The organism is Atopobium sp. ICM42b (genome assembly GCA_000564995.1).
In the GTDB taxonomy this organism is placed as follows: domain Bacteria; phylum Actinomycetota; class Coriobacteriia; order Coriobacteriales; family Atopobiaceae; genus Lancefieldella.
Genome location: JDFH01000006.1, coordinates 57,614 through 73,089, shown reverse-complemented (window position 1 = coordinate 73,089; position 15,476 = coordinate 57,614). Strand labels below are relative to the sequence as shown.

Below are 15,476 nucleotides of genomic sequence, written 5' to 3'. Positions count from 1 at the left end.
AAATCAGCTACCTAAAAAGTAAATGAAGAATATCGTTTCTCAGTGCAACAACAAAGACAAACAGGAAAAACGCCAGTCCAATGTAAGACAAAATGTTTTGAACCTTGATAGACAGAGGCTTTCTAATAATCACCTGAATTACCTCAATCAGAATCTTTCCTCCGTCAAGAGGTGGAATAGGTAAAAGATTCATGAATCCAAGTGACATGGAAATAGCTGCTACCAGCATAATAAGAGTCGAGAAACCCTCTGCAGCAGCTTCTGATGCCATTACAGAAATGCCTACAACAGAAGATGACTGATTGAGAACTTCCATGGTCTGCGTTGGGATGAGCAGTCTGAGTGCAAACTGACCAACCTGTGCGGCATACGATACAGCTGCAGCTGATGCGTCAATAAATGAGAAGTGATAGGTGGTCATGACAGGTGTCACGCCGATGATTTTATCGTCAGGACGCAAAACTGGCTTAATGGTAGTTTCAAGTTGAATGCCATTGCGCTCATACGTGACAGGGATATCCTTGCCCCCATTGGACATTGCATCTTTGATAGCAGCAGTAAGGTCTTCCCAGGTATGTACCTCTACCTTGTTAAAGGTAAGAATAGTGTCTCCGGCAGTAAGGCCAGAAATAGCAGCAAGAGAGCCAGATTCAACGGATCCAAGCTGAGCCTTATTTTGAGCAGCAGGAATGCCAACAAACATCAAAGAGCCCACAACAAGCACAAAGGCCAGCGCAATATTGACTAAAGGTCCGCCCAAGATCATAAGCAAGCGTTTGGGAACATTTACACCAACATACGTATGAGCCTTTTCCTGAGCAAAGAAATCATCTGCGGACATCTGTGGAACACGAGGCTCCCCTGCTGCTGTAGAGCCTTCAAGCTCAAAGTTGTGACCGCGATCATACTCACAGCGAAGCTCAGCATCTCTCGCGAGCGTCTGAAACGTGGTGCGCGCTAGCTCATCTGACTCTTTGACAAGCTCAATGGATCCCCAATCTGCAAGGGTGTACAGCAGATTGTAGGCGCGCTCATCCTCACAGTTAAGTTTTGCTGCAAGAACACCAACCTCAAGTGAACCCGCCTCTTGAACACTCATCAGAGCTTGTGGAAGCAGCTCATCTAGCTCGCCTTCCATACCGCAGATGCGCGTATAGCCACCAAAAAGAAGTGGCGTTACACCAACCTCGGTACCGTATTTTTTGCTCTTATGAGAAAGCTTATACTTGAACGGCATGCCCAAAAAGAACTCAGTAACACGGACGCCACAGAGGCGAGCCATACCGTAATGACCAGCCTCGTGAACAAATACAAGGAGCGAGAGGACCAAGAGTCCCCAAAAAATTGGTGAAAGAATAGCTAACAAATTCACAAAATTCCTATCCCACAAAAGAACGGGCTAAAGCTCGTGCCTCTGCGTCTACAAGCGTCAATTGTTGAAGGTCTTCTACCCTTTGAACTTCAGAGGCATTCATAGTCTCTGCAACAATGCGCTCAATATCAAGAAATGAACATCTTCCTCGTCTAAATGCATGGTTAGCAACTTCATTAGCTGCATTCATAATGCAAGGAAGCGTTCCACCAACAGTTCCTGCATGACGAGCAAGAGCTAGGCATCCAAAGGTTTTCTCGTCAGCATAATCGCCTGTCAGAGGAGCAGTTTCTTGCCACTCAACCGGCTGAGCAATTGCTGGCCAACGATGTGGATAGCTCAGCGCATATTGGATAGGCAGCCTCATATCAGAGGCTCCGAGCTGCGCTTTAACAGAGCCGTCAACAAACTCAACCATAGAGTGAATGCGACTCTGACGATGTACCAACACCTCAAGCTTATCCATTGGAGTGTCAAAGAGATGATGAGCCTCAATGAGCTCAAGGCCCTTATTCATGAGCGTGGCGCAATCGATGGTAATCTTGGCACCCATCTTCCAGGTTGGATGCGCCAAGGCGTCGTCGGCCGAAACGTGCTTAAGCTGTTCGCGAGAATATCCGAAGAACGGACCACCCGAGCAGGTCAGCCAAATCCTCTGGATATCAGCGGGGTTCTCGCCAATAAGGCACTGGAAGATGGCACTGTGCTCAGAATCAACGGGGATGAGCTGACCGGGCTTGACCAGAGGCATAAGAAGGTCTCCGCCAACAACAATTGACTCCTTGTTAGCGTAAGCCAGCACTTTGCCAGCCTTCACAGCGGCCAGACCAGCGAAAATGCCAGCCTCTCCCACCACTGCGTTGACTACACAGTCAACCTCATCCATCTCAGCGAGCGCCTGAACAGCCTCAGGGCCAAAGCTTGCCTTGCAGCCTTGAGGCAACGCGTCGAGAAGAACGTTGCCCTTGACACTTGCATCGGCAAAAGCAACATATTTACAGTTGAACTCATTTGCTGCCTTCACGGCAAACTCAGCCGACGACCTCACCGCAAGGGCAACTACCTGCACCTTTTGCGGGAAATGGCGGCATACATCAAGCGTCTGCATGCCCACAGAGCCCGAAGCTCCAAGGACAGCAACACGTAAAGGCTCATGACTAGCGGCACGAGGCGCAGTATCTTCAAAAATGCTCAAAACCTATGCTCCAAACGGCAGCGCAATAGGAAGCTTGACCTGGCTAAAGAGCACGGCAAGCTGGAAGAGAAGAAACGCCGCCATAGTTCCAAAAATCATCGAATCAGTTCTATCAAGCAGACCGCCGTGGCCAGGCATGATTGAACCGGAATCCTTGAGGCCCACGCCTCGCTTAATGCGAGACTCAAAGAGGTCTCCCACAACGGAGAAAATACCCTCAGTTACGCCAAAGAGCAGCGCAAACAGAGGATTCATGTCAATTGCACCAAACACGGCAATCAAGAACCACACCAGCATTGAGCCTAAAAGGCCACCGTAGAAGCCTTCCCAGCTCTTATTTGGAGAAATTCTTGGTGCCAGTTTATGCTTGCCAAATTTAGATCCAAACAAATACGCAAAAGAATCGTTAGCCCACACAGAGAGCATGACGGCAAGCGTGATCCAAGGAATAGAAAAACTAGGCTCTGTGGACCTCAGAAGCACTACCGTTGAAAGTGAGAGCGACGTATACAGAGGTCCAAAGGCCGTAACCGCCACGTCTGCAAGGTTTGCTCGCGGAGTAAGGACATACCAAAGGCCACAAAGGATAATCAAAAGCAGGGAGAATGCCAGCGGAAAGACATGACCAAAATACGCAATTATGGGGAAAATAAGCGAGAAAACAAGGCCAAGAGGCTCGTTTGGCATACGTCCGCCCATGCGACAAATGTGGAAAAACTCAGAGCAGCAGAGCCATGCCATACCAGCAATCAAAACAATGGTGGCTTCTTTGCCCACAAACAGAGCAGCAAGCACAATAGCTGCATAGACTACGCCAGACAGAGTTCTGGTCAAAAGCTTTTCGGTAACGCCACGGACTCGCTGGCCCATAAGGTTACCAGCAGATCGTTGCAGCTCTTTAAGTGAGCGACGAATCTCCAGCTTTTCTATCTGTCTATCAATTCCAACACTACCTGTTTCTTCAGGATTTAGCTGAGAGTCAGTATCAATCCTGGAAGTAGGCTTTTTGGAATCGCGCGTATTGTCCACCACTATTTCACTCCTCCGAATCGCCTCTCGCGACTCTGATAGTCCTTAATGGCGCGCAAAAAATCCCACTTAGAGAAGTCAGGCCAGTAAGTTTGCGTAACATACAGCTCCGAGTAAGCCAGCTGCCACAACAAATAGTTAGAAAGCCTCAGCTCTCCTGACGTGCGAATCAAAAGGTCTGGATCAGGAAGTCCTGCTGTATAGAGGTTCTTCTCAAGGTCTGCTGGAGTCACCGAATCAGCAGACACACTACCCTCAGCAATTTGGTTGGCGAGAAGAACAGCTGCTCTGGTTAGCTCCGCGCGGGAGCCATAATTGACCGCAAGCGCAAACGTCATACCAGTATTTTGTGCCGTCTCATCAAGTCCGCGCTGGAAGGTCTTGCGGGTCTTTTCTGGCAAGGCATCAAGGTCACCAAAGAAACGCAGCTTGACGTTTTCTTGATGGAACAGCGGAAGCTCTTTGAGCAGCGTCTCTGCAAAAAGACGCATAAGTAAGTCAACCTCACGCTGAGGGCGTTTCCAGTTTTCTGTAGAGAACGCATAAACTGACAGAACGTCCAATCCAAGGCGCACGCTTGTAGTAACAGCCTCGCGCAAAGAAAGAACACCGGCCTTATGACCTTCAGTTCTGTCAAGTCCGCGAGCTGTAGCCCATCTGCCGTTTCCATCCATAATGATGGAAACGTGAGACGGAATAGTTTCTAAATTGATATCAGAGAGACTGATATCTTCTGGTGCGTCTGAGAAATACTGGACGAGTTTGTCTGTATCAAACTGCACTTAAATCTCCATGATTTCTGAAGTCTTGGTCTTAAGAAGAGACTCGATCTGTGCAATATAGGTATCGGTCAGTTTCTGAATACCGTTCTTCTCGCGCTTCTGATCGTCCTCAGAGAGCTCCTCATCGCGCTCAATCTTGCCGTTAACGTCACGACGAACGTTACGAACAGCTACGCGAGCCTCCTCAGCAATCTGAGAGCACTCTTTAGCAAGCTCACGGCGGCGCTCCTCAGTTGGCATTGGGAAAGGAAGCCTAATAGCAGAACCATCATTGGATGGAGTAATGCCAAGGTCAGAAGTCTCAATGGCCTTCTCGATGCTCTTTAGAGCGGTCTTGTCCCATGGCTCTACAAGCAGCATAGATGCCTCTGGAACCTTGATGGCCGCAAGCTGAGAAATTGGAGTTGGCTGGCCATAGTAGTCTACCTTTATGTGGTCAAGCGCGTGTGGATTTGCGCGACCAGTACGGACGCGGCCAAAGTTATTCTTAAGTGCCTCGATGCACTTCTCCATAGACTGCTTAGCTTTATCAGAATGAACGCTCATTAGTCCTCCTCAACGACAGTGGTACCGACTTCTTCTCCGGAAATTGCCTTCATGAAAACGCCTTCAGACTGCATGTCAAATACAAGAATTGGCATCTTATTGTCTTTGCACAGCGCAATTGCTGCAGCGTCCATAACCTTAAGTTCTTTGGCGAGAACATCTTTGTAGGTGACAGTGTCAAACTTAACTGCATCTGCATGAGTAACTGGATCGCAGTCGTAAATACCATCTACCTTTGTTGCCTTCATCAGAGCCTCTGCGCCAATCTCGCAAGCGCGAAGAGCTGCAGCGGTATCAGTAGTGAAGTAAGGGTTACCGGTACCTGCAGCAAAGATGACAATACGACCCTTCTCAAGGTGCCTAATAGCACGACGGCGAATATAAGGCTCTGCAACCTGAGCCATGGAAATTGCACTCATAACACGGCAATCCATGCCATTGCGCTCAAAACAATCCTGGAGTGAAAGAGCGTTGATTACTGTTGCAAGCATGCCCATGTTATCGCCTTGAGCACGATCCATGCCAGCTGCTGCCTGAGAAACGCCTCTAAAGATGTTTCCGCCGCCAACAACAATGGCAACCTGAACGCCAGACTCCCAGACAGGCTTAATTTCTTTAGCAAGCATTTCTGGAATTGAAGGGTCAATACCAAAGGATTGCTCACCCATCAATGCTTCACCAGAAAGCTTTAAAAGTACTCTTTTGTATTTAGCTGAAGACAAAGCTTCCTCGCTCTCTCCGTTTGCCATAGTTGTAATAATTTTAACAAACGACACCGTAAGTTTTGCAGGAATCGCGTTAAAAAAAGAGCCGGTTGAAGACAACCGGCTCAAAATAATTGAAGTAAAAAGTCTTACTCTTCACCAAAAGCAAAACGCACGAAGCTGACAATCTTAACCTCGTCGTCAACCTTCTTGGAGAGCAGCTTTGCGTACTCAGAAATGGTCATATCTGGGTCCTTAACAAATGCCTGCTCAGTAAGGACATACTCCTTGTAGTACTTCTCGAGACGACCATAAGCCATCTTCTCCTGAATAGCCTCAGGCTTGCCGGACTCAGCAGCCTGTGCCTTGTAAATGGAGAGCTCGTGATCAACGATGTCCTGTGGAACATCCTCACGGCGAGCAGCAACTGGAGCAGCTGCAGCTACCTGCATTGCAACATCGTGTGCAAAGTTCTTGAAGTCCTGAGACTCAGCGGTCTCTGGCTTGTTGAACTCAAAGGTAACAATGTCAGCAAGCTTGCCACCAAGGTGGATATAGCTAGCAAGAGCGCCGTTTGCAGCCTCAACACGCTGGAAACGAAGAACACGCATGTTCTCGCCGATGTTGTGGATCTTATCGGTGATTGCCTCGTCAACGGTCTCGTCGCCAAGCTTAGCAGCCTTGAGCTCCTCAACGTCAGCTGGGTTGCTCTCAACGACAACTGAAGCAAGATCGCCAGCAAAGCCGGTGAACTGTGGGTTAGTACCAACAAAGTCAGTCTCGCAGGAGAGCTCAAGAATTGCGCCAGTCTTGCCATCTGGGCTGATGAAGGTAGCAATGGTACCCTCGTTGGTGTCACGACCAGCACGCTTAACTGCCTTAGCAACGCCCATAGTACGAAGAATATCTACTGCCTTCTCAATATCGCCCTCAGCCTCGACGAGTGCCTTCTTGCACTCCATCATAGGAGAGCTGGTCATATCACGAAGCTGCTTAACAAGTGCTGCGGTAATCTCTGCCATGTTTTCCTCCCAAAAATCTACTGAATAACTAAATTATTTAACCCGTTGCTAAGAGTTACTCAGCAGCTGGGGTCTCGGACTCAGCGCCCATCTCTTCAGCAGAAATCTGCTCCTTGCCGCTACCTGCAAGAATTGCGTCTGCAGCAAGCTGGCACATAAGAGAAATGGAACGAATAGCATCGTCATTTGCAGGAATGCCGTAATCAACAACATCTGGATCAGAGTTGGTGTCAAGCAGGGAGACAACTGGAATGTGAAGACGATTTGCCTCACGGATTGCGTTCTCTTCACGCTTGGAGTCAACAACAAAGAGAGCCTGTGGAAGAGAAGTCATATCACGGACGCCACCGAGGTTAAGCTGAAGCTTCAGAAGCTCCTTGTTCTTAAGAGCCTGCTCCTTCTTAGGAAGAGTTGCCATACGGCCATCCTCTACCATTGCCTCAAGCTCCTCAAGGCGCTTGATGCGGGAACGCATGGTGACAAAGTTGGTGAGCATACCGCCAAGCCAACGCTGGTTGATGTAAGGCATGTTTGCACGAGCTGCCTCAGTAGCGATTGGCTCCTGAGCCTGCTTCTTGGTGCCGACGAAGAGAACACGGCCGCCCTTAGATGCAACATTCTTCAGGAAAGTGTAAGCAGCGTCTGCGCCAAGCATGGTCTGCTTAAGGTCAAGAATGTAAATGCCGTTGCGCTCACCAAAGATGTATGGCTTCATCTTAGGGTTCCAACGACGAGTCTGGTGACCATAGTGGCAACCAGCATCCAGAAGAGTCTGAATAGTAATCTTTGCAGCCATTTTTACCTCCATTGGTTGTTCCTCCGTACGAGTTCAAGCCTTGTTAAAACCACCCAACACCTGGCTTAGCGTTAGGCACCACGGCAAACAAGTAGTCGTACGTGCGATTTTGTGCTGTTTGGTAACAGCATGTTGTGCTTCTACACAACTTTTGAAAGTATAGCAGGAAAACAAGGGCTACGTCTATAAAGAATTTAGACCATAACCTCTACAAATACTACGCAAATACATCTGACTCCCCTGTGCAAGATCTTCCACAACAATGCTCAGCTTATTTTGATCTTGGATGAGCTGCTTTTGCTGCTTCTTTGAGCCTGTCAACTGACAAATGCGTATACACCTGTGTAGTTGAAAGTGATTCATGACCTAAAAGTTCTTGCACAACACGAAGATCTGCTCCACCACCAAGAAGTTCTGTGGCGTATGTATGTCTCATAGCGTGTGGAGAGAGTGAGCTATCTAGTCCTGCAGCCGTTAGATACGACGAAAAAACCTTGCGCAAAGAATCCGCGCTCATATTATTTCCTCTTACGGAAATAAAAAGAGCCGAATGTGCACGGCCCGCTTTATCTTTCAACAAAAGCGTAGGTCGAGAAGACCTAAGGTACTTTTTAAGCCACTCGATAGCTGACTCATAGAGAGGAACAATTCGCTCTTTAGAGCCTTTACCAAAGAGACGCACTGTTCCATTTTGCAAATCAACCTGTTCAAGCTTGAGAGACGCCACCTCAGAAATACGAGCTCCTGTTGCATACAAAAACTCAAGAAATGCTCTATCTCTAAGCCCTACCGCGGTTGAAACATCACATGATTCTAAAAGCCTATTTACATCGGAATCAGTCATAGTATGTGGAAGATTTCGTGGCGCTCGAGGATTGCTCAGTGAAAGAGCTGGGTCTGTGGCAATCAGTTTTTCTCGCTGCATCCATTTGTAAAAACCACGCAACGCAGATAAATGCCTATTTAGTGTTTTTGCTGAATATTGAGCCTGTTTGAGATAGGCCAAATAGAGACGAAGGCTTCTGTGATCAACCCGAGTTACCGCAACACCTTCCCTACTACACCACTGCTCAAATGCCAAAAGATCAGTCTGATATGACCTTAGAGTATTCTCGGAGAGATTCCTGACCTTACTTAGATACTCAATAAATTGTTTTACGTGACTACCCTGCTCTTTTGAAATAGCCACGTTAATCACGCTTCATGCAATCAAAAAGTTCCTGACGAGAAGAGATGTAGTCATCAAAGTCATTATGAGCGCGCTCTGCCATCTTCTGACGTCGCTCGTCTTTTCTTTTGATATGCTCGTTCAGTGGCTCAAAAATTCCAAAGTTAACATGCATGGGCTGATAATCTTTGGTATTTGGATTTGTTGCATATCCCACAAGAGAGCCAAACGAGGTTGTTAAAGGAAGCTTGACTTCCTCTTTGCCTAACAGACGAGCGTACATGTTAAGCGCTGCAAGCAAACCTGAGGCAATCGCCTCAACATAGCCTTCTGTACCCGTAATTTGACCTGCAAGAATAGTAAAAGTTCCCGGAATTCCAAACGAACCGTCAAGCGCATGAGGAGAGTCAACAAAAGAGTTTCTGTGCATGACTCCGTAGCGAACAAACTCAGCGTTTTCCAATCCTGGAATGAGGGTAAATACGCGTTTTTGCTCTCCCCAGGTAAGATTTGTCTGAAAACCAACCAGATTAAATGCTGATTTAGCTGCATTTTCTGCACGAAGCTGAACTGCTGCCCAGGGGCGTTTACCTGTTCTAGGATCAATAAGTCCTACTGGCTTTAAAGCGCCAAATCTAATGGAATCATGTCCTGTTCTTGCCACTTCCTCAATAGGCTGACAAGCTTGGAATAAATCAGACTGCTCAAAATTGTGGCCAATAACACGTTTAGCTGCAAGTAACTCATCAACAAATGTGTCGTATTCTTCTTTATTCATTGGGCAATTGAGGTAATCGCCAATTCCCAAGTCCTCATAACGAGATTGAGAGAAGGCAATTGAATGGTCAATTGATTCATAAGACACAATAGGCGCTGCTGCATCAAAAAACGACATTCTGTTAGTTCCAACACGCTTAGAAATTGCTTCGTACAAGCTATCTGAGCACAGTGGTCCTGCAGCAATAACTGTTGGCTCATCAAATAACTCCGTGACCTCTGTATGAGTTACCGAGATGTTTGGATGATTTCTAATCCGCTCAGTAACAGCCTTTGAAAACTCTTCTCTATTGACCGCAAGCGCGCCGCCTGCAGGAACAGAATTTTCTTCTGCTATACGGAGCAGAAAACTACCCATCTTTTTAAGCTCAGACTTTAAAATTCCAGCTGCAGAATCTTCCTTAGTGGACTTCAGAGAGTTGGAGCAGACCAGCTCAGCAAACATATCTGTGTGATGTGCTGGAGAAGAAACAACAGGGCGCTGCTCAATGAGCTCTACAGAAACACCACGTGAAGCAAGCTGTAAAGCACATTCGCTTCCAGCTAAACCAGCGCCAACTACAGTAACTTTTTGTGTCATTGTTCACCTATCACACACTACGAATCCAAATAAAACTCTTTAGAAGGAGTATACCTTCCATCCGGTAATCTTTTTACCATTCCACGAGCTTCATAATCAGTAAGAGAATTTAACACGGTAAGTACGTTTTCTGATAGCCTCCATGCAAGCTCTTCTGGTCTTGAAGGAGAAGCAATAAGTGCAGATAAAAGTGGTGTTAGCTTCTTATCTTGCTTCAATTGTTCCTGAACTAGGCAATCAAAATCTAATGAAATTGCAATGCCCAACGATGTCTCATCAGGAATAATTTGAGCCCCTTCAGAGATGAGTCTATTCGTACCAGCAGAAGCAGGAGAAAAGATAGACCCGGGTATTGCATAAATACTTTTACCAAGAGAGTTAGCAAACTCAGCAGTACTCATGGTGCCTGAGCAAAGACCCGCTTCCGTTACCAAGAGCACTTTACCTAATGCCGCAATAACCGCATTTCTTCTAGGAAAGGCATAACGTCTAGGAGGCGTTCCCCACCTGTCTAAAGAAATGACTGCTCCCCTTCCTTCTCGCGCTGCTTCAAAAAGCTCTGCAGAAGTAGTTGGATATGTCACGTCTGCACCACAGCCTGCCACTACAACAGTCTTTCCACCAGCATTAAGAGAAGCCATACCCGCCCTATAATCGCAGCCTAGAGCTCCGCCAGATACCACCACAATATTATTATCAGCGGCGCATCTGCCAGCCATTTCTGCAATTGCCATACCGTATGGGGTGGCCCTACGAGCCCCAATTACAGACATACAAGGTTGCTGCAAAACACTCCTATCCCCCATTCCATAGATAATTTCAGGTGGATGATTGAGCAGTAGTAATTCTTTTGGATAGTCCTCATCTTCTGATGAAATCTCCCATCTCTCCATTGCTACTCCAAAGAACGAGACCTATAGGCAACCGCCTCAGATACGTCGTCTTTTGTCACTTTTTCATGGTGAGCAATATCTGCGATAGTCCTTGCAACTCTGCAGGTACGCGTTATTGCTCTACCTCCTAAATGAAGTCCACGAGCAAATCTATGCAGCAGTTGCAATGCTGATTCATCAAAGCTCTCCACGTACTTTTGGCGAGAAGTGCCATCTACTCCACGGGTTTCTCGCCAAGAAGCAAAGTCTCTGCCAGAGACAACAAGTGAGCGCATGCCTTCTGAAGTGAGTCCTAGCTCACCTTGAATTACTCGATCAGAAGAAGGTCGAGCTACATCACACACAATATCTATTCGATCCATTAAAGGACCTCCAATTTTTGATTGATACGTAGAAATCTTTCCTGGAGAGCACTTACAGGTGTGAGTTTTATCTCCAAAGTATCCGCAGGGACAGGGATTAGCTGCAGCGATAAGCTGGAACTGAGAAGGAAACTTATAGATGCCATCCACTCGCGCAAGACGTACATATCCATCTTCGATTGGCTGACGTAAAACCTGCAGCGTATTAGAAGCAAACTCGGGCAGCTCATCTAAAAAGAGCACGCCTTTATGGGCAAGAGAAATTTCGCCTGGGATGACAGGTCTACCGCCTCCAATCATGCCTGCTACAGAAGCTGAGTGATGAGGAGACCTAAAGGGCCGTACACCTGCTTGAATAGAATCTGTTTCACACCCCGCTACAGAATGTATGAGCAATACCTCATCGCGCTCTTCTTTAGAGAGTTCTGGGAGGATAGTTGGAATTCTTTTAGCAAGCATTGTTTTACCTGCACCTGGCGGGCCAATCATGAGCATCCCCAGGTTTCCTGTGGCTGCGACTACGATAGCTCGCTTGACTAATTCCTGGTCAATTACCTCTTCAAAGTCGAAATTCTCGCTGAACATTGCTGTTTCAACAGCATGCTTGCGCTGAACCAATGGCTTACAGAATGATTGGTCTCTTAAACTCAAGTTGAGCAATGATTGAATTCCTATGACGTGACTCCAGTCAGAACCAAACAAATTGCAATCTGAAGAGGAGATCAGTTTCATTCCCAGTTTCTTAGCAAGCATTGCATACGCTGCCATACCTCTCACTGAAGAGATCTTGCCGTTTAATGAGAGTTCTCCCACAAACATCCTGTTATGCACAATCTCTTGAGGAATCTGTCCAGTAGCTGCAAGAATAGCAACGGCTATAGGCAAATCAAATCCAGTACCTGTCTTTTTTATATCCGCAGGCGTCAAATTGATTGTTACCAGCAATCGAGGGATGGTAAAACCAACAGCTTTTAGTGAGCAGCGCACACGAGAACGAGATTCCATAATGGAGCTGTCAGGCATTCCTACGATGGTTATTCCAGGTATGCCGCCTGAAATACCCACTTCCACATCTACAGGTATTGCCTCAATTCCTCTAAGAGTTGCGGTATGAACGCAGATGGTTGCTTGACTCATTGCTCGTCCCAGCTAAATGCTCCAATTAAATGCCTTAGGCTTGCTGTGCTTGGAGCTACCAGATTGATAGCAACAACATCAAATCTAATAGAGGTAAGTGCTGGATGAAGCGCTGCATACATAAGCGCAAGCGTTCTGTATTTTTCCTGCTTTGCCCTATTTACAGCCAGCTCAGGCATGATGCTATCGTCTTTGTTCAAAATACGTCTTGTCTTTACCTCAACAAGCACAACGTTATCGCCATCTTGAGCAACAATATCAACCTCACCAATCTGACACGTCCAGTTAGTTTGGATAATTTTGTAGCCTCTTTTGATGAGGTATTTTGCAGCGATCTCCTCGCCTTTCTCGCCAATTTGGCGAGAAGACATCTCTTCTAGCGGAATTCTTCCCTCTTGTGCGTCATCCTCTTCAGAAACCTTGTCCTGATCCTTTAGCTCCTTCTGTGGTGAGTGTTTCTCCTCTACCTCATTAGGCAAAGAACCTGGATACTTGCTTGTGTCTTTCTTGCTCATAACTCTCCTTTCATTGTGGGAGAGTTCAGTTTGCAGGAGCACTTTGACACTAACTTGACTGCTGTCTGTCTAAACAGCGTAATGATTCTGACGAAAGTAAAAAATTTGATATTACGAGCTTACGGCTATAGAAAAAGCCCGTTCAATCCTCTTAGAATGAACGGGTACCTGTTTGCGTCTGAAAGTTAATCTGATTGCTTAAATTGGGTGTATTAAAACAGTCTTTGCGTCTTAACAAAGTTTCCACAAAACGACGCACGATGTATAGGAGAAAGTCCCATCTCACCAATAGCCTCAATGTGTTCAGCAGAGGCATATCCTTTGCATTCTGCCAGGTGATAGCCAGGGTACTCCTCGTCATAGGCCACCATAAGAGCATCTCTTGTTACCTTTGCCACAATTGAAGCAGCAGCAATAGAAGCAATTCGCGCATCACCCTTAACAAGAGTCTTTTCTTTGGGGTGGATATGCATAGGATTTCCATCAATCAAGACGCATTCAGGCTCAATACCTGTGTTTTTGACAGCCTGAAGCATAGCGTCTCTTAAACACTGTGCCATGCCAACTTCATCAATTCTTTGAGGAGCAATATGAGCAATGCCAATTGCTGTAGCAACTTCTTGAATTTGTGCCGCTAGAATCTCTCGCTTTGTTGCGGTTAATTTTTTGGAATCGTTTAGTCCATAGATGATAGGATTCTCTGGCAAACATACCGCACAAACCGTTAAAGGGCCAGCTACAGAACCTCTGCCCACCTCATCAACACCAACAACAAGTCCGCCCCCAGAAAGCTCCTTCTGAAAGCGATACATTTCTTCTACACGGGTCTTCTCGGAATGTTCTTTTTCAATGCGCTTTTTAGCTGATTCTAAAGCCTTGATAACCTGTTTACGGGGGTCCTCGCTATAACGAGCTATGAGTTCGTATACCTCAGTCTCCGGGGCATCGCTTAAACGAGCAAGTATGTCTTTAGCAGAATCAGCCATGTTTTCTCCAAACTACACGACTATGGTACTAAAAAAGCCGCCCGGAGGCGGCTTTAAAGAGCATATGAAGTTGATTAGCGCTTCTCGCGAAGACGAGCAGCCTTACCAACACGATCGCGCAGGAAGTAGAGCTTAGCGCGGTGAACAACACCGTGGCGAAGAACCTCAAGCTTAGCAATCTTTGGTGAGTGAAGTGGGAAAGTACGCTCAACACCAATGCCAAAACTGATTTTACGAACAGTAAAAGTCTCACGGGAGCCCTCGCCGGAAAGACGAATAATGTCACCCTGGAAGACCTGCTCACGAGTACGGTCACCCTCGACAATACGATAGTGAACCTTTACGTTGTCACCAACGCGGACCTCAGGAATGTCCTCGCGGATCTGCTGACGCTCAATAGCGCGAATGTAGTCCATTGTTTCCTCATCTCTAGAGGTGCCGACGCTTCCTGCGAACGACACATAGTTAACACACAGACGGAAAGTATACGTGAATACTTTCCACTGTACAAGGGTTAGTTTGGATAAAACTTACTTTACATATCTTCTCTTACCCCAGGAACACGGCAGGCGAAGATCTTCAAACACTCTGGTTGCATACCTATCGGTCATACCAGACACGTAATCCGCTACTTGAATTTCTGGATGATCAAAATCATGACACTTATATTCTGCAGGAACCTCGTCCAAATGATTTACAAAATAATCGAACAGCTCAATGATGAGGTCATACGCCTTGGGTTCTTCGTATTTTGCGTCTCCTGATGCGTACAGATTAGCAAACAGGAATGCTCTCATGGTCATCATGGCGCCCCACATAGAGTCGGTCATTTTAATGTCGCCTACGCGAGAGCTCTCAGAGACAATATCGTGAACCATGTTTTCAATGCGCTCAGGTGAGCTATTTCCCAACACCTCTCGAGCTTCAGTTGGGAGATACTCCTCCGAAAGAAGTCCTGCTCGTTTTGCGTCATCAATATCATGCGTTACATACGCAATACGGTCCGATATGGCAACAATTCTTCCTTCTGCTGTTTCTGCGCGTAGATTGCCTGAGTGACATCTAATACCATCGATGACCTCATGAGAAAGATTAAGACCCTGTCCGTCTTTCTCCAGATACTCAACAATACGAGCACTTTGCTGGTTATGGGCAAAAATACGCTCATTTTCTGAGGCTTCAGGATCCATTCCCCTATACAGACTAATAGCGTGCGAAAGCGCTTTCTCGCCAATATGACCAAACGGCGTATGACCTAAGTCATGTCCAAGCGCAATTGCCTCAGTAAGGTCTTCGTTTAAGCCCAAAGGCCTTGCGATTGAGCGTGCAATCTGCGAAACCTCAAGCGTATGAATAAGACGGGTTCTATAGTGGTCCCCTTCTGGGGCGAGAAAAACCTGTGTCTTGTGAGCAAGTCTTCTGAAGCTCTTGCTATGCAAAATACGGTCTCTATCACACTGATAACAGGTACGGTACTGGTCAGGTTCCTCTGCAATCGCACGACCTTTACTTTGATCAGAAAAAGCCGCTTCAGGAGATAAGATTTGATGCTCGCGAGCTTCAAGATCTTCTCGTCTAATGGATAACATAGAACCTCCTTGTACCTGCATCT

At 46.7% G+C, this 15,476-nt stretch carries 16 protein-coding genes; all 16 read right to left on the bottom strand.

Translation table 11 applies throughout. The features are described 5' to 3' along the window. Positions 1-7 precede the first annotated feature (7 nt). Complete coding sequence (locus HMPREF1493_RS02195; protein WP_035427496.1) at positions 8-1,372, bottom strand: M50 family metallopeptidase; 1,365 nt, start codon at positions 1,370-1,372, stop codon at positions 8-10. A 7-nt stretch (positions 1,373-1,379) separates the two neighbouring features. Then, positions 1,380-2,567, bottom strand: coding sequence for a 1-deoxy-D-xylulose-5-phosphate reductoisomerase (gene dxr, locus HMPREF1493_RS02190; RefSeq protein ID WP_051485225.1), 1,188 nt, complete (start codon positions 2,565-2,567; stop codon positions 1,380-1,382). A 3-nt stretch (positions 2,568-2,570) separates the two neighbouring features. Next, entirely contained in the window at positions 2,571-3,599 is a 1,029-nt protein-coding gene (locus HMPREF1493_RS02185; RefSeq protein WP_232215491.1) for a phosphatidate cytidylyltransferase, read from the bottom strand. Continuing rightward, positions 3,599-4,378: an undecaprenyl pyrophosphate synthase gene (gene uppS, locus HMPREF1493_RS02180; RefSeq protein WP_035427493.1), complete on the bottom strand. Its 780-nt coding sequence runs from the start codon at positions 4,376-4,378 to the stop codon at positions 3,599-3,601. Before uppS ends, HMPREF1493_RS02185 begins: the two co-directional genes overlap by 1 nt. Then, complete coding sequence (gene frr / locus HMPREF1493_RS02175; RefSeq protein ID WP_035427490.1) at positions 4,379-4,924, bottom strand: ribosome recycling factor; 546 nt, start codon at positions 4,922-4,924, stop codon at positions 4,379-4,381. Then, on the bottom strand, positions 4,924-5,646 hold the full coding sequence (gene pyrH, locus HMPREF1493_RS02170) for a UMP kinase (RefSeq protein ID WP_035427712.1): 723 nt from the start codon (positions 5,644-5,646) through the stop codon (positions 4,924-4,926). Before pyrH ends, frr begins: the two co-directional genes overlap by 1 nt. A 131-nt stretch (positions 5,647-5,777) precedes the next feature. Then, a complete protein-coding gene (gene tsf / locus HMPREF1493_RS02165; RefSeq protein ID WP_035427488.1) occupies positions 5,778-6,650 on the bottom strand; it encodes a translation elongation factor Ts in 873 nt (290 codons plus the stop codon). A gap of 55 nt (positions 6,651-6,705) precedes the next feature. Further along, positions 6,706-7,446, bottom strand: coding sequence for a 30S ribosomal protein S2 (gene rpsB, locus HMPREF1493_RS02160; RefSeq protein ID WP_035427711.1), 741 nt, complete (start codon positions 7,444-7,446; stop codon positions 6,706-6,708). A 271-nt stretch (positions 7,447-7,717) separates the two neighbouring features. After that, the gene (gene xerA / locus HMPREF1493_RS02155) at positions 7,718-8,635 is read right to left on the bottom strand and encodes a site-specific tyrosine recombinase/integron integrase (RefSeq protein WP_035427710.1); all 918 of its coding nucleotides are present in this window, start codon (positions 8,633-8,635) and stop codon (positions 7,718-7,720) included. Between the two features lies 1 nt (position 8,636). Further along, entirely contained in the window at positions 8,637-9,971 is a 1,335-nt protein-coding gene (gene trmFO, locus HMPREF1493_RS02150) for a methylenetetrahydrofolate--tRNA-(uracil(54)-C(5))-methyltransferase (FADH(2)-oxidizing) TrmFO (RefSeq protein ID WP_035427486.1), read from the bottom strand. A 17-nt stretch (positions 9,972-9,988) separates the two neighbouring features. Continuing rightward, positions 9,989-10,864 (bottom strand): DNA-processing protein DprA, encoded by an 876-nt coding sequence (locus HMPREF1493_RS02145; protein ID WP_035427483.1) that lies wholly within the window; start codon positions 10,862-10,864, stop codon positions 9,989-9,991. A 2-nt stretch (positions 10,865-10,866) separates the two neighbouring features. Beyond that, entirely contained in the window at positions 10,867-12,363 is a 1,497-nt protein-coding gene (locus HMPREF1493_RS02140) for a YifB family Mg chelatase-like AAA ATPase (RefSeq protein WP_035427480.1), read from the bottom strand. Beyond that, complete coding sequence (locus HMPREF1493_RS02135; protein ID WP_035427477.1) at positions 12,360-12,878, bottom strand: YraN family protein; 519 nt, start codon at positions 12,876-12,878, stop codon at positions 12,360-12,362. The genes HMPREF1493_RS02140 and HMPREF1493_RS02135 overlap by 4 nt, the downstream gene beginning before the upstream one ends. Positions 12,879-13,090: 212 nt before the next feature. Further along, positions 13,091-13,864 carry a ribonuclease HII gene (gene rnhB, locus HMPREF1493_RS02130; RefSeq protein WP_035427474.1) on the bottom strand — a complete coding sequence of 258 codons (774 nt, stop codon included), beginning with the start codon at positions 13,862-13,864 and terminating at the stop codon, positions 13,091-13,093. 74 nt (positions 13,865-13,938) lie between these two features. After that, complete coding sequence (rplS, locus tag HMPREF1493_RS02125; protein WP_035427471.1) at positions 13,939-14,280, bottom strand: 50S ribosomal protein L19; 342 nt, start codon at positions 14,278-14,280, stop codon at positions 13,939-13,941. Between the two features lie 114 nt (positions 14,281-14,394). Further along, the gene (locus HMPREF1493_RS02120) at positions 14,395-15,453 is read right to left on the bottom strand and encodes a deoxyguanosinetriphosphate triphosphohydrolase (RefSeq protein ID WP_035427467.1); all 1,059 of its coding nucleotides are present in this window, start codon (positions 15,451-15,453) and stop codon (positions 14,395-14,397) included. Positions 15,454-15,476 lie beyond the last annotated feature (23 nt).